This is a genomic window from Streptomyces goshikiensis, from assembly GCF_014650555.1.
In the GTDB taxonomy this organism is placed as follows: Bacteria; Actinomycetota; Actinomycetes; order Streptomycetales; family Streptomycetaceae; genus Streptomyces; species Streptomyces goshikiensis.
The window spans coordinates 414,317-436,415 of sequence record NZ_BMVE01000001.1; the positions used below are offsets into that span (position 1 = coordinate 414,317).

At 69.6% G+C, this 22,099-nt stretch carries 20 protein-coding genes, 1 tRNA gene and 2 pseudogenes; 8 read left to right on the top strand and 15 right to left on the bottom strand.

Features of this window, described 5'->3' with window-relative positions; all coding sequences use genetic code 11:
* Window positions 1-109 precede the first annotated feature (109 nt).
* The 3 genes from lysA to IE248_RS01850 form a co-directional block, all read right to left on the bottom strand.
* On the bottom strand, window positions 110-1,501 hold the full coding sequence (lysA, locus tag IE248_RS01840) for a diaminopimelate decarboxylase (RefSeq protein WP_008738137.1): 1,392 nt from the start codon (window positions 1,499-1,501) through the stop codon (window positions 110-112).
* A 30-nt stretch (window positions 1,502-1,531) separates the two neighbouring features.
* A complete protein-coding gene (gene nrtL, locus IE248_RS01845) occupies window positions 1,532-2,476 on the bottom strand; it encodes an ArgS-related anticodon-binding protein NrtL (RefSeq protein WP_190029827.1) in 945 nt (314 codons plus the stop codon).
* Window positions 2,477-2,613: 137 nt separating this feature from the next.
* A complete protein-coding gene (locus IE248_RS01850; protein WP_190030055.1) occupies window positions 2,614-3,117 on the bottom strand; it encodes a response regulator in 504 nt (167 codons plus the stop codon).
* Window positions 3,118-3,189: 72 nt separating this feature from the next.
* On the opposite strand from IE248_RS01850, the gene IE248_RS01855 reads away from it, so the two are divergent.
* Window positions 3,190-3,261, top strand: a tRNA-Arg gene (locus tag IE248_RS01855).
* 213 nt (window positions 3,262-3,474) lie between these two features.
* On the opposite strand, the pseudogene IE248_RS01860 reads toward IE248_RS01855, so the two are convergent.
* Window positions 3,475-4,051, bottom strand: a pseudogene (locus IE248_RS01860) (site-specific integrase); the annotation flags it as partial.
* On the opposite strand from IE248_RS01860, the pseudogene IE248_RS37120 reads away from it, so the two are divergent.
* A pseudogene (locus IE248_RS37120) lies at window positions 4,047-4,271 on the top strand (hypothetical protein); the annotation flags it as partial. The pseudogenes IE248_RS01860 and IE248_RS37120 sit on opposite strands and share 5 nt — an antisense overlap.
* On the opposite strand, the gene IE248_RS37125 reads toward IE248_RS37120, so the two are convergent.
* The 3 genes from IE248_RS37125 to IE248_RS01875 form a co-directional block, all read right to left on the bottom strand.
* Entirely contained in the window at window positions 4,204-4,770 is a 567-nt protein-coding gene (locus IE248_RS37125) for a nuclease-related domain-containing protein (protein WP_229895084.1), read from the bottom strand. The pseudogene IE248_RS37120 and the gene IE248_RS37125 sit on opposite strands and share 68 nt — an antisense overlap.
* 791 nt (window positions 4,771-5,561) lie before the next feature.
* Window positions 5,562-6,944, bottom strand: coding sequence for an RNA/DNA-binding domain-containing protein (locus IE248_RS01870; RefSeq protein WP_190029829.1), 1,383 nt, complete (start codon window positions 6,942-6,944; stop codon window positions 5,562-5,564).
* Between the two features lie 514 nt (window positions 6,945-7,458).
* Window positions 7,459-8,022, bottom strand: coding sequence for a hypothetical protein (locus IE248_RS01875; RefSeq protein WP_229895085.1), 564 nt, complete (start codon window positions 8,020-8,022; stop codon window positions 7,459-7,461).
* A 304-nt stretch (window positions 8,023-8,326) separates the two neighbouring features.
* On the opposite strand from IE248_RS01875, the gene IE248_RS01880 reads away from it, so the two are divergent.
* Window positions 8,327-9,133 carry a DUF6602 domain-containing protein gene (locus IE248_RS01880; protein WP_190029831.1) on the top strand — a complete coding sequence of 269 codons (807 nt, stop codon included), beginning with the start codon at window positions 8,327-8,329 and terminating at the stop codon, window positions 9,131-9,133.
* Window positions 9,134-9,206: 73 nt separating this feature from the next.
* On the opposite strand, the gene IE248_RS01885 is transcribed toward IE248_RS01880, so the two are convergent.
* A complete protein-coding gene (locus IE248_RS01885; RefSeq protein ID WP_190029832.1) occupies window positions 9,207-10,316 on the bottom strand; it encodes an SRA domain-containing endonuclease in 1,110 nt (369 codons plus the stop codon).
* 537 nt (window positions 10,317-10,853) lie between these two features.
* On the bottom strand, window positions 10,854-11,393 hold the full coding sequence (locus IE248_RS01890) for a hypothetical protein (RefSeq protein WP_190029833.1): 540 nt from the start codon (window positions 11,391-11,393) through the stop codon (window positions 10,854-10,856).
* A gap of 1,237 nt (window positions 11,394-12,630) precedes the next feature.
* On the opposite strand from IE248_RS01890, the gene IE248_RS01895 reads away from it, so the two are divergent.
* The gene (locus tag IE248_RS01895; RefSeq protein WP_190029834.1) at window positions 12,631-13,614 is read left to right on the top strand and encodes an XdhC family protein; all 984 of its coding nucleotides are present in this window, start codon (window positions 12,631-12,633) and stop codon (window positions 13,612-13,614) included.
* 15 nt (window positions 13,615-13,629) lie between these two features.
* Here the strand turns inward: IE248_RS01895 and IE248_RS01900 are convergent, their stop codons facing one another.
* On the bottom strand, window positions 13,630-13,956 hold the full coding sequence (locus IE248_RS01900; RefSeq protein WP_073798266.1) for a plasmid stabilization protein: 327 nt from the start codon (window positions 13,954-13,956) through the stop codon (window positions 13,630-13,632).
* Between the two features lie 118 nt (window positions 13,957-14,074).
* On the opposite strand from IE248_RS01900, the gene IE248_RS01905 reads away from it, so the two are divergent.
* A complete protein-coding gene (locus tag IE248_RS01905; protein WP_229895086.1) occupies window positions 14,075-14,464 on the top strand; it encodes a DUF6479 family protein in 390 nt (129 codons plus the stop codon).
* Window positions 14,465-14,489: 25 nt separating this feature from the next.
* Here the strand turns inward: IE248_RS01905 and IE248_RS01910 are convergent, their stop codons facing one another.
* The 4 genes from IE248_RS01910 to IE248_RS01925 form a co-directional block, all read right to left on the bottom strand.
* Entirely contained in the window at window positions 14,490-15,377 is an 888-nt protein-coding gene (locus IE248_RS01910) for an ATP-dependent DNA ligase (protein ID WP_190030056.1), read from the bottom strand.
* Window positions 15,377-16,276, bottom strand: coding sequence for a non-homologous end-joining DNA ligase (gene ligD, locus IE248_RS01915; protein ID WP_190029835.1), 900 nt, complete (start codon window positions 16,274-16,276; stop codon window positions 15,377-15,379). Before ligD ends, IE248_RS01910 begins: the two co-directional genes overlap by 1 nt.
* A gap of 68 nt (window positions 16,277-16,344) precedes the next feature.
* A complete protein-coding gene (gene ku / locus IE248_RS01920; RefSeq protein ID WP_190029836.1) occupies window positions 16,345-17,445 on the bottom strand; it encodes a non-homologous end joining protein Ku in 1,101 nt (366 codons plus the stop codon).
* Between the two features lie 101 nt (window positions 17,446-17,546).
* On the bottom strand, window positions 17,547-18,380 hold the full coding sequence (locus IE248_RS01925) for a nuclease-related domain-containing protein (protein WP_190029837.1): 834 nt from the start codon (window positions 18,378-18,380) through the stop codon (window positions 17,547-17,549).
* Between the two features lie 308 nt (window positions 18,381-18,688).
* On the opposite strand from IE248_RS01925, the gene IE248_RS01930 reads away from it, so the two are divergent.
* From IE248_RS01930 to IE248_RS01940, 3 genes are all read left to right on the top strand, one after another.
* The gene (locus tag IE248_RS01930) at window positions 18,689-19,381 is read left to right on the top strand and encodes a hypothetical protein (RefSeq protein WP_190029838.1); all 693 of its coding nucleotides are present in this window, start codon (window positions 18,689-18,691) and stop codon (window positions 19,379-19,381) included.
* Between the two features lie 113 nt (window positions 19,382-19,494).
* Complete coding sequence (locus IE248_RS01935; RefSeq protein WP_229895129.1) at window positions 19,495-20,235, top strand: hypothetical protein; 741 nt, start codon at window positions 19,495-19,497, stop codon at window positions 20,233-20,235.
* 56 nt (window positions 20,236-20,291) lie between these two features.
* Complete coding sequence (locus tag IE248_RS01940) at window positions 20,292-21,518, top strand: histidine kinase dimerization/phospho-acceptor domain-containing protein (protein ID WP_190030057.1); 1,227 nt, start codon at window positions 20,292-20,294, stop codon at window positions 21,516-21,518.
* A 300-nt stretch (window positions 21,519-21,818) separates the two neighbouring features.
* On the opposite strand, the gene IE248_RS01945 is transcribed toward IE248_RS01940, so the two are convergent.
* Window positions 21,819-22,091 carry a DUF8847 domain-containing protein gene (locus tag IE248_RS01945; protein WP_073798259.1) on the bottom strand — a complete coding sequence of 91 codons (273 nt, stop codon included), beginning with the start codon at window positions 22,089-22,091 and terminating at the stop codon, window positions 21,819-21,821.
* Window positions 22,092-22,099 lie beyond the last annotated feature (8 nt).

Here is a 22,099-nt window from a genome sequence, read left to right on the forward strand (position 1 = left end):
TCGATCTTCCATCGCTCCCGGTGCGCGTTTTGCGCACCGGGTGTCACCCAGTCTCACTCAATGGACAGCAGTTTCCATCCTCGGTCCATTGAGTGAGACACCTATTTCATCATCCGAGGTCGAGGCGCAGGAGATCTTCCTCCGTCTCGCGCCGGACGATCACGCGCCCCTGTCCGTCGCGCACGGCGACGACGGGCGGGCGGAGCGCGTGGTTGTAGTTGCTGGCCATCGACCGGCAGTACGCCCCGGTGGCCGGCACCGCGAGGAGGTCACCGGGCGCGAGGTCCGCCGGCAGGAACGCGTCCTTGACGACGATGTCGCCGCTCTCGCAGTGCTTGCCGACGACGCGGACGAGCATGGGCTCGGCGTCGGAGGTACGGGAGACCAGGGTGACCGCGTACTCGGCGTCGTAGAGGGCCGTACGGATGTTGTCGGACATGCCGCCGTCGACGGAGACGTACGTCCGCAGCCCTTCGAGGGGCTTGATGGTCCCGACCTCGTACAGCGTGAAGGCGGTGGGGCCCACGATCGCGCGCCCCGGCTCGACGGAGATCCGCGGGGCGCGCAGGCCCGCCGCCTCGCACTCGCGGGCGACGATCTCGTGCAGCGCCTTGGCGATCTCGTGCGGCTCGCGCGGGTCGTCGGCGGAGGTGTAGGCGATGCCGAGCCCGCCGCCGAGGTCGATCTCGGGGAGTTCGACGCCGTGCTCGTCGCGCACGGCGGCCAGCAGCCGTACGACGCGCTTGGCGGACACCTCGAAGCCGGCCATGTCGAAGATCTGGGAGCCGATGTGGGAGTGGACGCCGAGCAGCTCCAGGCTGTCGTGCCCGAGGGCACGCCGGACCGCCTCGGCGGCGGAGCCGTCGGCGACGGCGATGCCGAACTTCTGGTCCTCGTGCGCGGTGGCGATGAACTCGTGCGTGTGCGCTTCGACGCCGACGGTCACCCGGATCTGCACGGGCTGGCGCACGCCGCGCTCCCGGGCGATGTGCGCGACGCGGGCGATCTCCTGGAAGGAGTCGAGCACGATGCGCCCGACGCCCGCCTCGACGGCGCGGGTGACCTCGGCGACGGACTTGTTGTTCCCGTGGAAGGCGATCCGCGCGGCGGGCATCCCGGCGGCGAGGGCGGTGGTCAGCTCCCCGCCGGAGCACACGTCGAGGTTGAGCCCCTCTTCCTTCAGCCACTTCACGACGGCCTTGGAGAGGAACGCCTTGCCGGCGTAGAACACGTCGGCGTCCGGCCCGAAGGCGTGCGCCCAGGCGCGGCAGCGGGCCCGGAAGTCCTCCTCGTCGAGGAAGAAGGCCGGGGTGCCGAACTCCTGCGCGAGCTCGGTCACCGGTACGCCGCCCACGCTCACGACGCCGTCCTCGCCGCGGCCGACGGTGCGCGACCAGACCTTCTCGTCGAGCGCGTTGAGGTCGGCGGGCGGCGGGGAGTAGTGCCCCTCGGGCAGGACGTCGGCGTGGCGGGGCCCGGCGGGGTGCGCGGAACGGCTCATCGGAATCTCTCTTCACTGATCACAGGCTGATCACAGGCAGTCGGGAGCGTCTATGCCGAGCAGGGCCAGGCCGCCGGCCAGCACCGTCCCGGCGGCTTCGGCAAGAGCCAGCCGGGCCCGATGGGCGGCCGAGGGTTTCTCGTCCCCCTTGGGCAGGACGCGGTACTGGAAGTCGAGCAGGGCGTCGGCCAGCTCGACGAGATGCCGCACGACCCGCTCGGGCGCCCGGTGGTGCGCGGCGGCTTCGAGCACGAGCGGGTGGTCGAGCAGCCCCCGCACCACCGCCCCGCCCTCGCCGCCCACGGGCCCGGGCTCGGCGGAGAACCCCAACTGCGCGGCGTTGACGGTGAGGGCCCGGCTGCGGGCGTGGGCGTACCGGACGCGGAAGAACTCGTTGGCGGCCTCGTCCTGGAGGAGCAGCCGCGGGGAGAAGACGGCCGTCTCGTGCGGCGCCACCGCGAGCATCGCCCAGGCGGCGGCGTCGGCCCCGTACAGGGCGACGACCCCCCGGTCCCGCCGCGCGAGCGGCGCAACGGAAAGCCTGCCGCCACCCTCCTGCCCCTGGCTCCACAGGATCCGCCGCACGGCGTCCCCCACCACCCGCGCCCGAAGCTCCCCGTCGGGCGACGCGAACCCGTACCGCGCCCCGCGCTCGCGCACCTCGCGCACCAGCTCGGCGGCGGACCGCTCGGCCAGTACGAAGTTCAGGAACCCGGCGCCGGTGATCTCGACGCGCTCGATGCCGGGGACCCCGGCCAGCATCCCGGCGATCACCCGGGCCACCTCGGCGGGAGCCGTCCCGGCCCGCTTGGCGATCTGGAAGGCGACGGCGGTGGCGTACTCCCCCACCCCACCGGGCCGCGTCCGGTCGACGACCACCCGCTCCGGAACCCCGGTCCCGGCCGGCAGCTCACCCTCCTCGACGGCGCGGCGCACGGCGCGCACGACGGTACGGGAGAGGTCAGCGGGGGTCACGGGACCCAGCCTAGGGGAGAGACCCCCGCGTCACGCGAAGGGTTTCGCCATGTGAACACCACCACCCACCACCACAGGAAAGCCGCCCCCACGACTCCCCCTACGACTTCCCCTCGCCCTCCCCCTCACCCTCGCCCTCACCCTCTGCCTCTCCCGGCGGGAGCTCCTTTCCGCTCCCACCGGTCCTTCCTCTCGACCAGCCGGCGCACGACACGCACCAACTCGGCGGGCTCGAAGGGCTTCGCGATGAACGCGTCCACCCCGGCGGCGATGCCGGCCTCCACCTCGTTCTGCGTACAGGCGCTCACGATCGCGAGCGGCAGATGCCGCGTCCGCGGATCGGCCCGCAACCGCGCGGCGGCCCCGAACCCGTCGAGCCGCGGCATGACCACATCAAGGGTGATCACATCCGGACACACCCGGTGGACCATGTCCAGGCACTCGACACCATCGTTCGCGGTCACGACCTCGAAGCCCTCCAGCTCGAGATTGACCTTGATCAGCTGCCGGATGACCTTGTTGTCGTCGACAACAAGCACCCGGCCCGAGACGCCTGGCACAACTCGAGAGTAGGTCCGGGGCGGCCCCCGCGTCCGGGTTTTTGCCACTTCCACCCCCTCAGAGCGACCCACTTCCCCCAGCCCCGCAATCCGTTCCTGATCACCCCGCGGAAGCTGGTAGTGTTCAACCCGTCGCCGCAACGCGAACGACACGCCCCCGTAGCTCAGGGGATAGAGCAACGGCCTCCGGAGCCGTGTGCGCAGGTTCGAATCCTGCCGGGGGCACTTCGCAAGAAGTGCCCAAAGACCCCGCCATCAGCGGCAACGCTGAGACCGGGGTCTTCGCGTATGCGCAGCCATGTGCCAAGCGATGCAGCCCCATGACAGCCTCTGCGGCCTATTCGCGGCCTGGACCTCTCCACAACTCCCCAGGTCAGCCAGGGAAACACGAAGGCCCCCGGGTTTCCCCAGGGGCCTCGGGCCACAACGGCCCACCTCTCACTCGTACTCGCGGAGCAGCTCCTCGATCCGCCGGTTGCCGACCTCCTGGCGGCCGTCGAGGCACTTGGCGTACCGGCCGAGCAGGACCTCCACACTGTTGCCCGCTCGCGCCGCAACCTCGGTCGGGTCGACGCCCGCGTTGAGCCAGGCAGAGAGAGCGGAGTGCCGAAGGTCATACGGTCGCCGCGCGAGCGGGGACGCGACGACGGCCGGCGGCAGAGCCAGGAGCCGCGCCTCCTGCCAGGCCCGGTAGTACGTCGAAGACGACACCACTCCCCCACACTCGCTGAAGAAAAGCCGCCCGTCCTCGGCCGCCCCGAAGGTGTCGATGTGCCTCTGAAGGACGGAGACGAGCTGGGGCGGGATCAGCACACGCCGCACCTCCTTGGCGGGCCGGTTCTTTCAGCCCGCGGTCGTCGTGGCTCTCCCCTGAATCGGTCCACCTCTGGCCCGCACTGGGTCGAGTCCGGTGGAGCACAGCGGTTCCCCAACCGGATTCCGGCAGCGTCAGATCCGACTCGACCAGCCCCACGACCTCGGCCGACTGGAAGCCCCCGGAGTACATCCCGGCGTACGTCGACTCCATAGGGCATGCCCGTCTGGTCATCGACATGCTGGTCGGCGCGTTGCAGCGGCTGCTGGTCTCCCCCGAACAGGGCTACATGATCAGCCAGCACGTCCCGAACAGCGTGGCCGAGGCCTACGAACGACCGTGCCGGCATGGCTTCAGGCGCGTAGCCAGACACGTCGGTGACGAGCGACGCTGTGTACGTGCTCCACCTGCTCCGGAGTGAGCTTTCCGGCGAGCGGGCCCAGAGCCGCCACTTCCCTCTCCTGGTAGATGCGGACGGCATACTGCGTCGCTGCTCGGTTCAGGGATGCGATGCCGACGAAGACCAGGACCGGTTCGACGGGCACCTCGAAGGCGCAGTACCGCCCCAGCACCCGCCGCACGAAGTCCGCCTCTGCCCGGCTCGCCGCAGCGTACGGCCGTGGCTTCCCGCCGTTGACTTTGGCCATCGAGTCGCCGACCCAGACCGAGGCGCCCTGGTGGTTCTTGGTGTTGATGCTGAACACGCCGCCGGGGCCGATCAGCAAGTGGTCGATGTCTCCGCCGTTGCTCTTCTCGACGCCGTGAAGCACCCGCCAACCGAGTGGGGACAGGCGTTCCAGCTCGCGTCCCACCCGTCGTTCGCCTTCCAGGCCGGCGTACCAGCTGTCCCACTCCGAGGACTGCCGCAGTAACTTCGCCTTGAGCCGTTGAACTGTCGACGGACCTCGCTCGGCGATCATCCCGACGACCCGGGAGCCGGGCCGGTTCCTGGCCAAGTCCTCACTAGGGCTGAGGGGTGGGAGAGGCGCCGGCCGTTCGGATCGGTGTTTCGGGGTCGCGTGAGTGGGATGTCCAGGCTGCCGAGAAGGAGCCGCAGGGCGGGGTCCGCGAGGAGACGAAGGGGTGGAGCTGACAGAAAGCCCCTCTCCGAGGTGATGCTGAAGAAGAGCCAAAACCTCGTCCTGATACTTCCGAACCTTGATCGTCACGGTCATCGTCGCTCGATCCGCCCAAGCGACAGCGGTTCCGTCCGGCAGGTTCACATAGAGCCGATCCTTGCCATGCCTCTTCCACGGATGCACCGTCAGATCGCTCATCAGTCGCCCCCCCCTGCGTGCCGTCGCCACACATATGCCAGCAGCTGGTGGCTGGGTCGGCAAGACCGCCGATGACAGAGCGAGCTGTTACAGGTTTCTCTACCTCATCAAGCACCCGGCTGCGCTCCGCTCCGCCGCCGGCCGCCCCTGCAAGGCGGGATAGGCCAAACGGCATGAGGCAGTCCCATACGGCCGGCGGTGCCATCACTCACCGACATGCCTCCGGCGGGGGCGCTCCGACTCCGGGATGGCGGGGGCACCGTTAGCGGGGGCCGGCCCGTGGAGGGTTGAGGCGGGGAACTCCCATCCCGTCTGCCGTCGGCCCAGGACAAGCCGAGCAGCCACGGCAGACGGGATGGGAGTTGGGGTAAGTGGTGGGCGACGATGGCGGGCCGCCTGACTCTGACGGCCCTGCCAAGGTGTCCCCCAGTTAGCTAGACCGAATCACTGCGTTTCTGCTTCAACTGGTACGCGTACCCACGACCAGCTGTTCCAGGCTTATGCTCGATTTCGCCCGCCTCGATCAAACTCTCGAAGATCTTCTTCATCTTGCTTTCGCTTCCGATGCCAGTCATCTTGCGAGCCTGTTCATTTCTGATTGACTCGCTGCTGTTCAGATACTCAACGACCTGCTGGGCGGGAGAAGCGAGGCTCTCATGTCGAACGACTACGAGGACCGAATTTTCTCCTTCTTCGATGATGGGAGACCGAAGGTTCAGCTTCTTCATCGATTCGAAGGCAGTGTTTAGGCCTTCGCCTACATCCTTATTTGGAGGATTCGGGAAGCGGTTTAGATGGCGAACCAGGTAGGGATTTCTACTGAGGCGCTCGTCGAGAATATTGCTGGTTGTGATGTGGCCAGGAAGTCGCCCAGGGCTCTGGATCTCGATTCGATTCTCAAAGATTCGAATGTGAATGTCGTCCGTTACTGAATAGTCTCGATGCAGGACGGCATTTGCGATGATCTCATGCAGGGCTTCGTGTGGGTACTTGACGCTTCGAAGGCCATCCTCGTCAAGATAGGCTGCCGCAGCGACGATCTCGACAGTCTTGTCGACAGCGTCGTAGATCTGCTTGTAGAGGGCTCCCTCGACGGTGACCGGGTCTTCCACCAGCCTGTCTCGGGACTGTTCCTCGCTGCTGTACCTGTAAATCTTGATGCCGCATCGCTTCGGGAGGCAGGCCTGGGGTTCATCAGCGAAGAGAAGGGCCGCGGCTACGACCGGTTTTCCTGATGCCAGAAGATGTTGCTTCCTGAGGTAAGTCTCGGGCTCTGCGACGGGAACAGCGCTAAGCAGGTACTCGATAATTGCTTCCGAGTTCGTTACGACGTCTACATCGATTGGTAGGGTCTCGGATTCGAACGATTCAAGCCCTTTTTGTCTGCGTAGGGCGGTAAGTGCATCCTCGGAAATTACGGGAGTATTCTGAGCGCTAAGGCGTTTGTATATTTTTCCGTCGGCTGTCTTTCGGATGGCGCGAGATTTCCTCGCGTTGATGTGCAGAACATATCCTGGCAGTTGATCTGCAAGGAGAAACTCTGCATCAAGGTCCGTTCCGAAAGGAGAGACGTCCTCAAGTGCATGGATTAGCTGATTTGCATCTTCGGGGTCACTGAAACCATCCCATTGAAAGCCTGGCGATCGCTCGCCTATGCCAACGTAGAGGTCTCCGCCATCTGCGTTACAGAAAGCAGATACGGCTCGAGCCACTTTTGCTGGCGCGATTCTCTTGTCCTTGAAGTCGAGGAAATGTCCCTCTTGTCGTTCAAGGAGTGTAGCTGCCTGATCTGCTGAGATGGTTACCGTCTCGAACAATTCCCCCCCTGGGTTATTTGTTCAGGGTTTTCGGGCGCCGTGGGTTCCCGCGCGCGACTGTTGGACGCTGCACGCCCCACTCTATGCGTCGCAGCTTGGTTTCACCGGGCCTCTGGATGGGGTTGATTGCCGGCGATGAGGTGGGATCGGATACCTGCACCGTCTCCCGTGGTAGCTCTGCTGGTGGGGAGCGTCACCCTTGCACTCGGGCGACGATGCCGCTCCGTCGCACCAGCCTTTGAGTGACGCAGCAGGGGCCTCGGTACGGCAGCGGCGTACTGCAACCACAACAACCGAGCCTGACTGGTAACGAATGGGCGAGGCCGTGAAGCGGCCGGTATGACCGCCGCTGACCGGTCTGGCTAGAGCTACGGATCAGAAGGTCGGCCGTGCCAGACGCATGCCAGGTAGGGCGGGGAACAGCGCTCAACGGCGGGGGCCAGGGCGAGCCCTAAGGTTCGCACGGTTCGCGTGGTCGGTTGATACGAATCCGGCTGACCGCTGATCAACACCGTTAGAGCTGGCTCCCGTTGGAGCTGTGCACAAGTGGTTCGTGGTGGTGCCAGATGAGGTAGCGGTCTTCGTGGCGCAGTTCCGCGGAGCCCCACTCGATGCGCATGATGCCGCGTTCCATGGAGCACGCATAGGCGACGAGGACTAGGCGGACGTCCTCAGGGAGAAGTCCGAGGTCTGGATGAGCCTCGGGCCCGTCTAGTTCCTCCAGGCCGAAGTCGAAGGCTTGCTGCATCGGCTCCGGTCCATGGCGGCGTATGAGGTCTGCACGGAAGCCGACAGCCTTACGCAGTCGGGCGGCAGTGACGGGCACGTCCTTCTTCGCGTAACGGATCGGGTAGATCACTTGGCCGCCGACAATCATCACCGTACGCCCCTGCAAGCGGACGGGGGTGGCATCACCGATGGAAGCTAGGCCTGCTGCCAGCTCCTCGTACTGCACGGCGTGCAGGCCGTGGCCATACGCCTCCAGCGTCTGAGTGTGGACACCTTCATGTCCGTGGCGAGCCCTGTCGTGGGCTCTTACGAGGCAATGCGGAATCACCTCGGCAAGCTGGTCGGCCACGTCCCCGAAGGTTGTGCGTGCCCATGAAGTCGCTGTGCCCAAGACGTACCGCCCTCCCCTGGTGGCGCCGAAGCGCCGAGCAGCATCCCCACAAACCGTGCTTCCTGGAACGGAGCTACGCAAGAGGGCCTGGGGACTCAGCACTCAGGCCGAGGGCCGAGACTGGGTGGCAGTAGTCGCCAACGCAAGCCACAACCACGATGCGATCTGGCCTAAACCAGACAGGCCGAATAGTTGATTTCAGGCCACGCTCGCCGCCACTTCTGATCTCCCGGCAAGCAGGCAACACCTTTAAGATCCGTGCATGACCCAAGAGAAGCTTGGAAAGATCCTAGGTTCAGTGGCGAAGAGGATGCGAGCCGACTTTGAACAGTCTCAGAACTTTAATCACAACGGCGAAGCCGGCACGTCGCGCGAGGTCCTCATCCAGCAGTTTCTTTCTGGATATCTACCGACTCACGTCGAAGCGGTTCACAATGTAGAGGTCATCGCAACGAATGGCGACGTATCGCCGCAGTCTGACATTGTCCTCATTGATCGCGGAACACCCCCATTTACCAGCCTTCAGGGTTTCCGCATCATCCCGAATGAATGCGTGTACGGCGTAGTCGAAGTCAAGACCAAGCTCGATCGGACACAACTCACGGATGCCTGCAGCAAGATCAGCAGGATGCGCAAGATGCCCAAGACGGCATACCGGCCGATCTCTGGGATCATCCCTCGCTCCACTAAGGCATACGGCGAGAGATATGACTTCTTCCCGACGTCGGGCATGGTTGTCGCGTTCGACAGCCTCAAGTTGGAGACCATCGGAGCCCATCTTGTGGACTGGTGCCGAAGCCGAAACCCTATTGAGTGGCCGGACAGCGTGTGGGTTGCGGGCAAGGGGCACTTGCAGTGGGGAGATGCCCGCACGGGTTCACTCTTCAGGTCTCCGGTGGCGGGCGCGTCGCTTTTCCAGGTAGATGCCGAACCAGAACAAGACATCTTGCTTGCACTGGCTCTTCATCTCAACATCCATTTCTCAGACGCATGGATGAATCCTCTCGACCTCATCCCCTATTCTGGCGCCACACCATTGGGGCAGCTATCCAGGCATTGGACGATTTAGCGAGCATGCGCTAGCTCCTCTCCCCTGCTAGCAACGCGGCGGCGGAGAGGAGCTAGCTGCGGTTGCGACCGCCCTAAGGAACTAGCGATCCAACGAAACGGCCATCGTCGGATCGGTATACCACCTCGACGTCATATCGATCGAGCAGCGTATACACGTCGGGCGCGGGAGCCGCAGGCAGCAGGATGGCACGCTTGGGCTCACCCTCATGTTCCGGCGTCTTGACGTAGCGGCTGTAGTCGAGGATCTGGCCCAGGGCCATCCGGATGTCCTCTCGCGAGTTCGATCCCTTCGCCTCGTACAGCACGTGATCCGTCGCGTCATAAAGGTCGGTACGGAGCGTTGAGGTGAGGCCCTTCACCTTGATCTGAAAGGCACCGGTTTGGTGTCCGGCAGACTCCAGGTGCGCCTTGTAGGCCTGCGTCAGTTCAGCCTCATGCCGGACGGCAACCGTGGCGGCCGTGGCAGCACGAATGCTCAGCTTGGTGCCGAATGCCTCAGGAACCACAAAGGTGCCGCTGGTCTCCGCGTTGGGAGCCGCCTTCCGTCCGGTAGTCCCCTTGCGGACGCGCTGCTTGGGAAGCGGCAGAGCGCCACTTGTCGCCGGTTCTGACTGGAACATCGCCGCGGTGACGGCCTGAAAGGGAACGAGCTCGGCAATGGTCTCTTCGGCAACAGGGATCACGTCTTGCGCGGCATGCTGGACAGCACCTTCGGGGCGCAGCCGGAACACAACGACACTGCGTTCCTCGCCGTCCTCACCATGGACTCTGCGCCACACATACGGCTGCATGCCGTCCAGCGTGAACATCCCTAGGTATCGGTGCGTCTTCGTGTCGCTTCCAGGCAGCTTGCCGACCCGCGTGAATACGCGGAGTACCCGTTCCTGCTCCGCGTGCCGCAGAATCGCCCGGTTACCTGAGCCTGCGACTCCGTCAAAGGTCTGGTCGCCAGACTTGCCGGCACCGGTGTACTCGAAGACAGGCCCAAGCTCGTCTTCCTCAGCCAACCAGCCGTCGTAGTAGCCAGCCTGCTCACCGACGTCCGGGTCCGAGTAGAGGTTGACGCTGTGCATGTCGTCAGAGGGACAGATCCCTCCCTGCGGGCTTCCCCCGAACGCTGCACGGATCTCAGTGCGTGTGCGCACGTCGCCGGGGTTGATCACTTCAACGCTAGCGGTCATGGGTTGACCCTAGATCACCGCACTGACAGCTTCACCAGCATTGCATCGAGGGAGCAGCAGGCCCATCACAGTCGAATCCATAAGGACCACCAACACGGCGAGGCATCGCTGGCCGAGCCAGTCACGGCCTATCTGTGGACCAATCAGCTACGAAGAGGCACCCCCGAGGCTCTGGCCTCCTGAAACGCGTGAGACGCACGGGGCCTCCGGAGCCGTGTGCGCAGGTTCGAATCCTGCCGGGGCACTTCAGCAAGACCAGCGTGTTCAACCTGCTGACCTGCCAAGCATGAAGGCCCGAACTCAGTCCAACTGAGTCCGGGCCTTTGTCGTTGTCACGCGGTGGTCCCGTGCGAGGGGCATGCGGGCCACACGTCAGCCTGACGCGTCACCGCTCATCCGTCGGGCGCGCTCGTAGAACTGGTCTGCGGATCGTGCCCCTCCCCCTGTGGCCTTGCGTGTAGTCCGCCACCTGCAGTCACAGGCGCGGGATCGACGCGGGTGTGGGGCGCCGGGTTCCGTGATCGCCCGGCCGTAGGGTCAGGCCGTCCAGCGCGCGCGGGGCAGAAGGATGCCGATGGCGCCACTGAGTCCGAAGAGAATCGGGGAGACGAACTCGCCGGGTGCACCGGCCCAGGTGAACAGGCCCGCTAGCACGATCAGAATCGTGACGGCCGCTGCGGCCTGCCAGACGGTCTGTCGCCGCGTCCCACGGCTCGGCGCTGTCCGCCGGTCCTCGGGCAAGTCTTCCCAGGCCAGCTCCGGAACGATCAACCGGTTTCGGCAGACATCCGCCAGCACACCGGAGACCAGAGACAGCACCCGGCTGCGAGCCTCACGCACCGCGGCACTCTCGTCGGCTCCGCGGTCCGGTGCGCCGGCTGAGGCATCGACCGCGGCGGCGTGCGCCACGGCAGCCAGCCGGTAATTCTCAAGGGACTCCAACACATGTGCCGTGTACACGCGGACCTGGGCCTCCCTTCGCCCCCTGCCCACCCGGTCGCCGCTGAGCACCGCACAGCGCGCCAGCCGTTCCAGCGCGACACAGAACTCCTCGACGGTGCGGTACGACCAGTCCACGGGGAAGTACCCCGTCGGCCGCCGGTCCCGCCCCCGGAGGGACTCCCACAGAGTCCTGACCCTGCTGTCCGCGCTGTCCGGCAGCACCAGTGCCTCCAGGGCCACGACACCTCGGAACGCGGCTTCTCCATAGGGATCCGCTCTGCGCCGCGAGACCGCCTCAGCAGCTGTCGCCGCAGCCGTGAGGGCCAACAAGCAGGCACTGACAGCAGCGGTGGTCGGAAGCAAAGGCCCGCCCCATCCTCCGAGCGCTCCGTAGAGCATCAGGCCTGCTGCCAAGCCCGGCGGGCCGTACAGCAACTGTCGTGCCGTTGCCCAGCGCCGGTGTGCGCACACCCAGGCAGCGAGCACGGCGGCGTCCGGCAGAGCGACCCGCGCCCCATCCGCGGCCGAGAGTGCCGTCCGCAGTTCATCGATTCGCTTCCGGGCCGAGCTGTTCCCACGCAGCGGGCCGGAAGTCAGCCATCCCCCGGGCCGTCTGCGCGGGCAGAAGAGAAGAAGCCCCGTGACGATCCAGAGAAGGGGTATCCAAACGGTACTGAAGTCCAGGAGGAACATGACCAGCCAGGCCGCGGTCTCGGGAGTCCCCTGCGCGAGTTCCTCGCGCCCCGGAAGAAGGACGGTCGCGGAGTGCATCATGCCGCCTAGGCTCACACGCCCCACTGACAACGTCGTTGAGCAACGGCGCCACCCTGCGGGCCCTTACCCGGGCCCTCCTCGGTCGGCCTCCGATGACGAACTCGTGGGGTCGGCAGGGGGCTCGTGGCGGCCCGCTCTGCCCTGGCCGCCTGCGCGTGGCCACCTCTGTCAGCCCGGTTTCCCATGTGGCGGACGCGGCACCGCTGTCGAAGTCTGGCTGGCGGAGACCGCCTGCCCGGCCTGGTCGGCGTAGGCGCGGGCGTCGGCGTGCTCGACGTAGCCGTACTGCGCGGAGGGTCCGATGTTGGGCAACTCACCTGTGCAGGAACGGATCCCGGCGAGGTCTTCGCGAGCGCTCGCCGCTCCAAGGGATCTGCCACCCCGGTTCTTGTTCCGCGCCACGGCGCTTGCCCCAACGGGCGCCGTGGCGGGCGAGCGGCGGGCACTCGCAGTGGTGGGGGTTCCGGTGGTCTGTACGAGGGGGGGTGGGTGGGGTTGGGGGTTTGGGGGGTGGATTGGGGTGGGGGGCGTGCGTAGGTTGACGGTGAGGCCGCGACCGGGGCTTGGGCGGCTCTGACGACGAGGATGGGGCATCGCGATGCGGGAGCTTGCGGAGACGGCGCGGCTGTGGGCGGCCGAGGGGCGCGGCGGGTTCTTGGCGCGGCCCGTGGCCGAGGAGGGGTTCGGGCCGCGGGATCCGGCCGGGGCGGTGCTGATCGATCCGCGCGGGGAGTGCGTCGGGGCGCTGTACCGCGGGGTGTTCGACGCGGAGCTCGTCGCCGAGGCCGGGGCGCTGCGCGACGGGGAGACGGCGCGGGTGTGCGAGGTTTCCGTCGGGGCGGACGAGGCCGCCCGGGCGCGGCTGACCTGCGGGGGCCGGGCGGAGATCCTGCTGCAGCCGCTGGCTTCGGTGCCGGCGGCGTGGTGGGAGCTGCTCGCCGAGGGGGTCGGGGTGGCGCTGGTGACCCGGCTGAGCGAGGGGGCCGACCGGGCCGTGAGCGAAGTGGTGCGGGCCACCGACGTACCGGGTACGGATTCCGAGCGGCGGGCGGGTGAGCTGCTGGCGACGCGCCGGCCCGGGCGGGACGCCCTGTACGGCGGGTCGGGGCTGGTGCTGGTGGAGGCGTATCCCTCGGCCCCGTACGTGGTGATCGGCGGGGGCGGCGAGCTCGGGGAGCTCATCGCCCGTCAGGCCGGGCTGCTGGGCTGGGAGGCGGTGATCGTGACGGAGCCGGCGGAGGCGGAGAAGGTGCTGGCGGCGCGGCGTGACGCGGCCTGCCTGGCGATGCTCAGCCATGACCCGGAGTTCGATGTTCCGACGCTGCGCGCGGCGCTCGCGCTCGGGATCCCGTACGTCGGCGCGCTCGGCTCCCGGCGGACCACGGCCCGGCGCCGGGACGGGCTGCTGGCGGCCGGGGTGGCGCAGGCCCGGCTGGAGACGGTGCACGGGCCGATCGGGCTGGACCTCGGGGCGCGGACGCCCGCCGAGACCGCGCTGGCGATCTGCGCGGAGATGCTGGCGGTGCTCGGCGGGCGGGACGCCCGCGGGGTGCGGGATTCCGACGGGCCCTTGCGTGGCTGATGGTGCGGGTGAGGGTCAGGTGGTGTTCAGGGCTCGTTCGAGCTGGGCCTTGTTCATGTCCGAGCGGCCGTGGATGTTGCGGCGCCTGGCCTCGGCGTAGAGCTGGTCGTACGTGGGGCCCTGCGCGCCCGAGTGGGAGTGCAGGCCGCCGCGCCGGGACGAGGACATGTCCTCCAGCGACTGCTTGCTCGCGGTCTTGGACTCGCCCGCCCGGGCCCGCTCCTTGTTGACGGTCCGGGCGGCGATCTCCTCGGCCCGCTCCTCGGACTCGCCGCGCCGCTCGGCGCTTTCCTTGATGTGTTCGTACTGGCGTTCCCGCTTCGGGGAAGATCCGCGGGGCATGACGGGGGCTCCTTCCGCCCGGGGTGCGCTTGCTCTTGGCGCGTACCCCGAACGGGTCAAGCCATCCGGCCAGAGGTGCGCATATCAGACATAAGTAAGTGAAACTGACCGTATGGACATGACTCTCAGCGTGGACGCGATCATCAGCCACATCGTGTGGTTCTTCTTCGCGGGGCTGGTCATCGTCGGGTTCCTGCTCGGCGCCTTCAAACTGGGCCAGCGCGTCCGGGCCAAGGAGCCCCCGCCCCCCACCCCCGAGAGCCAGCCGCACCTGCCCGACGGCGGCGCGGTCTACGAGGTCCGCGAGGAGCGCGACCCGGTGGAGATCCCCGAGGGGGGCCTTCGGCCGCACGAGATGCAGGGCTACGGCAACTTCGGCTCCACCACCTCCACCCACCCGGACGAGGTGCGCGCCGAACGGGAAGCGGGCCACCAGCAGGTGAAGGGGCCGCACCCGCACGTACAGCCCGGCGCTCCCCCGGACGCGGGGCGCGGCGCCCACGCCTAGCCATCACGAAATCCGGACCGCCTTCCTAGAGGTCCGTGCGCAGCCGGAGTACCTCCGGCGGCGGGTGGCGTGCGGAGGCGTGCCGGACCTCCGCCGTCAGCGGCGGGTCGAGCGGCCGGAAGGGGACCTCACCGAGGCCGATCGCCGTGACGGTCGCACCGGCGGCGCCGACGGCTCCCGGGCCGGACGCCACCACCGCCGCCACCTCCGCCCGCAGCGCCGGCGTCAGCGGGCTCGACACCAGCGGCGTCTCGTCCCCGACCGGCAGTACGAGGACCAGCGCCACCGGTCGGCGCGGTGACCCGGTGTACCCGACGACCGCCGCGTCCCGCACGTTCGTGTGCCGGAGCTTGCGCCAGCAGCGCCGCCCGGCCGGGTAGGGCTGGTCCAGCCGTTTGACGACGAGGCCCTCGATCCCGCTCGCCGGCAGCGTCTCGTACCAGGTCGCGGCTAGTTCCGGGTCGGTGGTCATGGGCACCGGCTGGAGCGGCGGGCCGAGCGGGAGCAGCAGGTCGACGAGGAGGGCGCGCCTGCGCTCGTACGGGCGGGCGCGCAGGTCGAGCCCGGCCAGCTCCAGGACGTCGAACGCCGCGTACGAGGCCGGCAGGCTCTGCGCGAGCACGGCGGCCCGCGCGGCCGTCGCGGCGGCCCGGCGCTGGACCAGGGCGAAGTCCGTCCGGCCCTCGTGCCACACCACCACCTCCCCGTCGAGGACGGTTCCGGCGGGCAACTGGCGGGCGGCGGCCGCCAGATCGGGGAAGGCGGCGGTGACGATGCGGCCGGAGCGGGCCTGGAGCACCACGTCCTCCACGGTCCGCACCACGACCAGCCGGTGTCCGTCGAACTTCGGCTCGTACGCCAGTCCGGGCGCGCGCGGCAGCGTGGTGACGGCTTCGGCCAGCGCGACGGTGATCACGGCGGGGTCCCGCCGGGGAGGCGGCCTGCGCGGCCGGGGTCGGTGAGCGGGGCCAGCAGGTCGCCGTCGCGGGCCAGCCGCGGCGGGATGTCACCGGCGAGGAAGACCAGGTCGGCGGGGGTGCGGCAGGCCTCCACCTCCTGCCACGACACGGGCGCGGAGACGGTGGGCCGGGCGCGGGCGCGCAGCGTGTACGGCGCGGCGGTGGTCTTGGCGGCGGCGTTCTGGCTGTGGTCGACGAACACCTTTCCGGGGCGCAGCGCCTTGGCCATCCGGTGGACGACGAGCCCGGGGAGCTCGCGCTCGGCCTCCTGGGCGAGCGCCTTCGCGTACGCGGACACCCGGTCGGAGGCGGTCGGCTCCACGGAAACGGCCAGGTGGAGGCCCTTGGAGCCGGAGGTCTTGGCGTAGGCGTCCAGGCCGTCGGCGGCGAGCCGACCGCGCAGCCACAGTGCGGCGGCGCAGCACTCGACGACGGTGGCGGGCGGTCCGGGGTCGAGGTCGAAGACCAGACGGTCGGCGACGGCGGGGCTGCCGACGGTCCACTGGGGGGTGTGGAACTCGACGACGAGGTTCGCGGCCCACATCAGGGACGGCAGGTCGGCGACGACGATCTGCTCGGCGGCGGGGTCGTCGGAGCGGGGCACGGGGGTGGTCGGAACCCATGAGGGGGTGCCGGGCGGCGGGTTCTTGGTGAAGAACAGCTGGCCGTCCGGGCCGTCGGGGTAGCGCAGGAACGACACCGGCCGGTCGTGGACGTGGGCCAGCAGCGATCCCGCGACGGTGGCGTAGTAGTGCAGCACCTCGCCCTTGGTGAAGCCGGTCTCGGGGTACAGGACCTTGTCGAGATTGCTGAGGGAGATGCGACGCCCCTCCACCATCGTGATCGGCGCCATACGATGAGACTGCCATGGATCGGGGCAAAGGGGGCGGTTCAGGGCGTCCGGCGTGGGGGGACGTCGGTTCAGGCCGATGCGCGCTTCTGTGGCGTCTTCTTGGCCGTGGCCGTCTTCGAGGCCGCCTTCTTCGTCGTCTTCGAGGCCGTCTTCGATGCCGTCTTCTTGGCCGTGGTCCCCTTCGCGGTCGTCTTCTTGCCGCCGGTGTCCTTGGGCGCGGCCGCGCTCCTGGCTGCGGCCGAGCCGGTCGCCTTGCGGGCCGGGGCCTCGGATTTCGCGGCTGTCTTCGACGCCGTCCTCGCGGCTCGTTTCGCGGGCGTCTTGCCGGCCCCCGTACGGACGGGCAGCTCGTGCACCTGCGCCGCTTCGGCACCCGATCCCGGCTCGCCGCGGGATTCGCGGGCCGCGCGGACGCTGTTCTCCAGGGCAGCCATCAGGTCGATGACCTTTCCGCCGGCCGGGGCGGCCGCCTCCTCGTGCGGGGGCTCGATGCCCTGCAGCCGAGCCTCGATGACCTGCTGGAGCGCTTCCTGGTAGTCGTCGTGCAGCGCGGACATGTCGAAGTCCTGGGACAGCATCTCCATGAGCGACTTGGCCATCTGGAGTTCCTGCGGGCGGATGGTGACATCGCCCTCGGGGGTGATCCCGGCGGCCGGGCGGACCTCGTCGGGCCACAGGCAGGTCTGGAGGACGAGCGTGTCCTCGTGCACCCGCAGCACCGCGAGGGATTCCCGCGAGCGGATGGCGATCTTGGTGACGGCGATCTGCCCCGACTCGGTCAGGGCCTCCCTGAGCAGGGCGTACGGCTTGGCCGCGGCCTTGTCGGAGGTGCCGACGTAGTACGCCTTGGAGAACATCAGCGGATCGATGCTCCCGGCGTCGACGAAGGCCAGCACGTCGATGAGCTTCTTGCTGGGCAGGGGGAGGTCGGCGAGGTCCTCGTCGGAGAGCATGATCATGCTGCCGTCCGGGGCCTCGTAGCCCTTGGTGATCTCCTGGTACGGGATCTCCACGTCCTCGGCCTCGCACACGCGCCGCAGCCGGACCCTGGAGGCGTCCTTCTCGTGCACCTGGCGGAGCGGGATGTCGTGCTCCTCCGTGGCCGTGAAGAGCTGGACCGGGATCGTGACCAGGCCGAAGGAGATGGCCCCCTTCCAGGTGGCTCTCATGGGTGGCTCCTTCCCTGGGGCCCTCAGGCTATGCCGGGGTCCGGGCGCGCGACACTCGGCGCCGTCCCATCCGGTGACGGCGCCCGCGCGGGGCTCCCCCGCTACCGGCGGGGCCCGCGCGGTACGGGGCCGGCGGACCGCCCCGCCCAGGTGCGGCGGTCGCGGGCCAGGGCGAACAGGGCCTCGACATCCGGGGGTTTGAGGGTCGCCGGGGCCTCGGAGAGGTACGGGAGGGCCGTGGCCGGCTGGAGGACGCGGATGTCGCGCACGGTGGGGGCCACCTCGATGCGGGAGGCCTCCACCAGGGCCAGCGCCGGGGTCACCGGCGCCGTCAGGGCCCGGCTCGCGCGGGCGGCGGCCTGCCGGATCCAGCGAGGGTCCTGGCGGGGTTCGGCGCGGCCCACCGTGAGCAGCAGGTCCCCGACGGCCGCGCGCTGGCGGCGGCCCGGGACGGTGCGGACGCAGAGGATGCCGGACGGGCCGATCACCAGGTGGTCGATCACCCCGGCCCCGGGGAGCGCCACGGCATGCAGCACCCGCCAGTCGGGTGACTCCAGGGCGTCCAGCTCCTCCCCCATCCGCTGCTGGGCCAGTACCTCCGGGCGCAGCCGGTGCCGGGCCCTGGCTCCGGCCGAGCCGTACGCCAGCTCGCCGAGCAGGGCCTCGCCCGGGCGGTTCGGGGCCAGGTCCTCATCCGGCGGGAGGGCCAGTCTGCGCAGGTCCACCGGCGTGGGGACGGGGGGCGGGCCCAGGGTGTAGCCCTGGTGCAGGTACGGGCGTAACGCCGCCAGGACCGCCTCGCGGTGCTCGTCCCGGAGCACGCTGATCCGGTTGGTCTCCCGGTCGTACCAGGCCACGGCCTGGCCGTCGGGCAGGTTCACATACAGCCTGCCGCGGCCGGGCCGGCCGCTCGGCAGCACTCTGAGTCCCCGCATCGTCCTCACCCCCGCCGTCCATGGGAGCAGGCCGGGGCGCGTGCGGCAATCCCCCGGTTGAGTACCTGTGGACAACCCGGCGTTCGTGTAACAACTCCGCCGGGACCTCGCCGCCTCGCTGTTACACGGTCACCGGCCTTTCGCAACGGCGGGCGTCTAGGTTGGCCGTGGGCCGTCGGGGCCGGGGCCGTCCGGGCCGGGCCGTCGGGTCTGGCGCCGTCGGGGTCGGGCGTGGTGGCGGGGCCCGTGCGGCCCGTGGCGGCCCGTCCGGCCGCCTCCCGTTGCCAGCCGACCACCGAAGGGTTTCCGTGAGCACCGTCAGCCGTCGCACCCTCGTACGCGCCGCCGCCGTGACCGCATGCGCCGGAAGCCTGCTGGCGCTGCCCGCCGCCGCGGCCCTCGCCGAGGGACTGCCGGCGGCCGCCGCCTCGGGCGCCCCCGCCGTCACCGCTTCGCAGCGGGTCCTGCTCAAGAGCCTCTCGCTGGCGGACGGGGTGTCCACCGCGCGCGTCTACCGGGTCGCGAAGAACGCGTACCAGGCGGACATCCTGCGCGACGGGGCGACGGTGGCCACGCTCACCAGCCGCGACGGAGTGCCCGCCCGGGGCGACGCGGGCGAGCTGCACGCCGCGCTGCGGCCCGACGGGCGGCTGTCCTCGTGGGTCGGCGAGACCCGGCCGGCCGCGGACGGCTCGCACCGGATCGACGGGGGCGGGCACAAGACCGGGGTCCGGGACGGGCAGGTCGTGGTGGCGTCGGAGCGGGCGTCGGAGCGGGCCGCGCCGGTGGGGGCGGGGGCCGCTTCGGGGGCCGGGGCGGACGGGAAGGGCGGGGCGGTCGCGGCCGGGCGGGCGGGTGCGGCCGAGGCGCTGAGGCCGGACGCGCCGGCCGGCGGGCCGGGCGACGGCCTGCTGCTGCTCGCCGCCTGTGGCGGGATCGCGGCCACCGGCGCCGCCGGGCTCGGTTTCGCGATGCTGCGCCGGGGCCATACGAGCGGCTGAGTGTCCAGCGCGCGGACACGGGGGCAAAAGGGGCGTTCCTCTGCATAAGGTTGACGGGACCGATCGTCACGTCATACGACCGCCATGCAGAAAGGGCCCTCGGGGCCGTGAAGATGTTTCCCTTGCGTACCGCCTCAGCCGTTCTGCTGCTGCCCGCGCTGCTGCCGTTGCTGACCGGCTGCGGTGACACCGGCGGGCTGGCGAGCGCCGGGCCGGTCCCGACCGCCCGTGGTCCCGTACACCTGTGGCCGGAGCGCGCGGGCGCCGACGTACCGCCCGCCGATCCGGGCGGGGCGCCGCCGGAGTACGTGAAGGGGCTGCCGCGGGTCCGGAACCAGAACGTGCACGAGGTCGACCCCGTGGCGCTGGTCCAGGCGGAGCTGCGGGCGCGCCCGGGGGCCGAGGTCGGGCCCGACGGGATGCCGGAGGAGACGGCTGCGGCGATCCGGGCGTGCGCGGCGGAGGGTGCGGATGCGGGCGAGGGTGCGGGTTCGGGTTCGGGGTGTCCCGTGTTGAAGCCCTACTACCGGGACCTCACCGGGAACGGGCGGGACGAGGTCGTGGTCGGCATCGAGCTGCCCGACAAGATGATGTCCGTACGGGTCTACACGGCCGATCCCGACGGGCGGCTGAACCGGATCATGGCGACGACGCAGACGCTGGTCAGCGTGGAGCTGGCCGGGCGGGACGTGGTGCTGCGGATGCCGAGCGGCAACCCGGGGTACGAGCTGATCACCGCGTGGTCGTGGGACGAGGGGCAGCGGACGATGCTGCCGACCCGGGAGCAGATCGTGCGGGTGCCGAGTGGTTCGGGTGCTTCGGGTGGGGCGACTGGTTCGGGTGGGGCGGCGTGAGGCTGCCCGCCTGGAGTGCTTCGCTGACCTGGAAGTCGGCGTGTTTCATCGTGCTGATGTGCTGCTCGCTGGCGGCGGTGCTGGGCGTGCTGGTGCACGTGGGGGTGACGCGTCAGACGGTGTCGGCGGCGCGGGACAAGGCGCTGGAGCAACTGCACGACGCGACGCGGGCGTACGAGGCGGGTGAGGCGCTGCCGCCGGAGTCGGGGCTGGACCCGGCGGCCCTGCCGCAGTCGCTGCGGCAGCTGGCGCTGAGCGGGCGGCGGGGGACGGTCGTGGCCGAGCGGGACGGCCGGCCGACGATGTGGGCGGCGGCCCCGGCGGACGGGCGGGCGCTGGCCACGGCCGTGGACTACGAGCAGAGCGCGCGGACGATCACGGGGCTGGACAACGCGATCATCGGGTCCTCGGTGCTGGCGATCGGCGGGACGCTGCTGGTGGGCGGGTTCGCGGTGCGGCGGGTGACGAGGCGGCTGCATCAGACGGCGACGGTGGCGCGGCGGATCTCGCGGGGCGAGCTGGACGCGAGGGTCGGGGACGCCGGGGGTGCGGGGCGCGGTGCGTCTGCGCGGTCCGCGCGGCTTGATGAGGTGGCGACGGTCGCGCGGGCGCTGGACACGATGGCGGGGACGTTGCAGGCGAAGCTGGTGAGCGAGCAGCGGTTCACGGCGGACGTCGCGCATGAGCTGCGCACGCCGCTCACGGGGTTGCAGGCGGCGTCGGAACTGCTGCCGGAGGGGCGGGCGACGGACCTGGTGCGGGAGCGGGTGCGGACGATGCGGCGGCTGACGGAGGACCTGCTGGAGATCTCGCGGCTGGATTCCGGGAGCGGGGTCGTCGAGACGGACCTGCATCGGCTGGGGCGGGTCGCGGAGCGGGTCGTGCGGGCGGCGGGGACGGACACGGAGGTGGTCGTCGTACGGGACGCGCACGTGGAGACGGACCGGCGGAGGCTGGAGCGGGTGCTGGGGAATCTGGTCGTCAACGCGCATCGGCACGGGCGGGGGCCGGTGGTGCTGACGGTGGCCGGGCCGGTGGTGACCGTACGGGACCACGGGGAGGGGTACCCGGAGTACCTGCTGGCGCACGGGCCACAGCGGTTCCGCAGCGGGGGCGCGGGTGGCGGGGGCGGCGGCGGGGGGAAGGGGCACGGGCTCGGGTTGACGATCGCGGCGGGGCAGGCGGAGGCGATCGGGGCGCGGCTGGAGTTCCGCAACGCGGGGAGCGGCGGCGGGGCGGAGGCCGTGCTCACCCTGCCGTGGCCTCCGGCGGCCGGGTGCTAGGGGTCCGGCGGGGCATGACGGCTAGCCACCGGTAGCTGGCAGCGCCCGGCCGGTGGCCCCGGGTCGGTCGCCCCCGGCGGCGCCTCCCGGTGATCCCGGGCCGCGGCGGGGGCCGGTGACGGGGGTGGGGTGGGGTGTTGTCCGGGACTGCATGATTTATGGCGGTTGGGCGGGTGCTGTCGCCGTGCGGCGGTACCGCGCGCCACAAATCACGTTTTACGTCCCGGACAACACCCCACCCCACCCCCGACACCGGCTGGCGTCTTCAGCCTCGCCGGCGTTTGAGGCGCGGGGGTCTGGTTACGCCGGGGGCTGGGGTTTGGTCCAGGGCCAGCGGATCTTGGGCTTTTGGCCTGACGGGGCGTAGGCGTACTTCCAGCCCTTCTGGAGGTGCAGCCGCTTCGAGTAGCCCGCCGGGACCCGCTCGTAGAGCAGGACCGTCGGGGGGCCGCCGTCCGGGGTCGGGACGGGGATCTCGTACCACTTCGGCGGGTGCCCGGTCGGGCCGACCAGGACCGGGAGGACCCGGCCGTCCATCGGGCCGCCCTCGAAGGGGGTGGGTTCGCTTCTCACCCCACCAG

Coding starts and splice junctions, on each gene's coding strand:
- IE248_RS01940 (WP_190030057.1), top strand. CDS start 20,292: ATGTGCTGCTCGCTGGCGGCGGTGCTGGGCGTGCTGGTGCACGTGGGG.
- ku (WP_190029836.1), bottom strand. CDS start 17,445: ATGAGAGCCACCTGGAAGGGGGCCATCTCCTTCGGCCTGGTCACGATC.
- lysA (WP_008738137.1), bottom strand. CDS start 1,501: ATGAGCCGTTCCGCGCACCCCGCCGGGCCCCGCCACGCCGACGTCCTG.
- ligD (WP_190029835.1), bottom strand. CDS start 16,276: ATGGCGCCGATCACGATGGTGGAGGGGCGTCGCATCTCCCTCAGCAAT.
- IE248_RS01925 (WP_190029837.1), bottom strand. CDS start 18,380: ATGCGGGGACTCAGAGTGCTGCCGAGCGGCCGGCCCGGCCGCGGCAGG.
- IE248_RS01895 (WP_190029834.1), top strand. CDS start 12,631: ATGCGGGAGCTTGCGGAGACGGCGCGGCTGTGGGCGGCCGAGGGGCGC.
- IE248_RS01935 (WP_229895129.1), top strand. CDS start 19,495: ATGTTTCCCTTGCGTACCGCCTCAGCCGTTCTGCTGCTGCCCGCGCTG.
- IE248_RS01905 (WP_229895086.1), top strand. CDS start 14,075: ATGACTCTCAGCGTGGACGCGATCATCAGCCACATCGTGTGGTTCTTC.
- IE248_RS37125 (WP_229895084.1), bottom strand. CDS start 4,770: ATGATCGCCGAGCGAGGTCCGTCGACAGTTCAACGGCTCAAGGCGAAG.
- IE248_RS01880 (WP_190029831.1), top strand. CDS start 8,327: ATGACCCAAGAGAAGCTTGGAAAGATCCTAGGTTCAGTGGCGAAGAGG.
- IE248_RS01900 (WP_073798266.1), bottom strand. CDS start 13,956: ATGCCCCGCGGATCTTCCCCGAAGCGGGAACGCCAGTACGAACACATC.
- IE248_RS01885 (WP_190029832.1), bottom strand. CDS start 10,316: ATGACCGCTAGCGTTGAAGTGATCAACCCCGGCGACGTGCGCACACGC.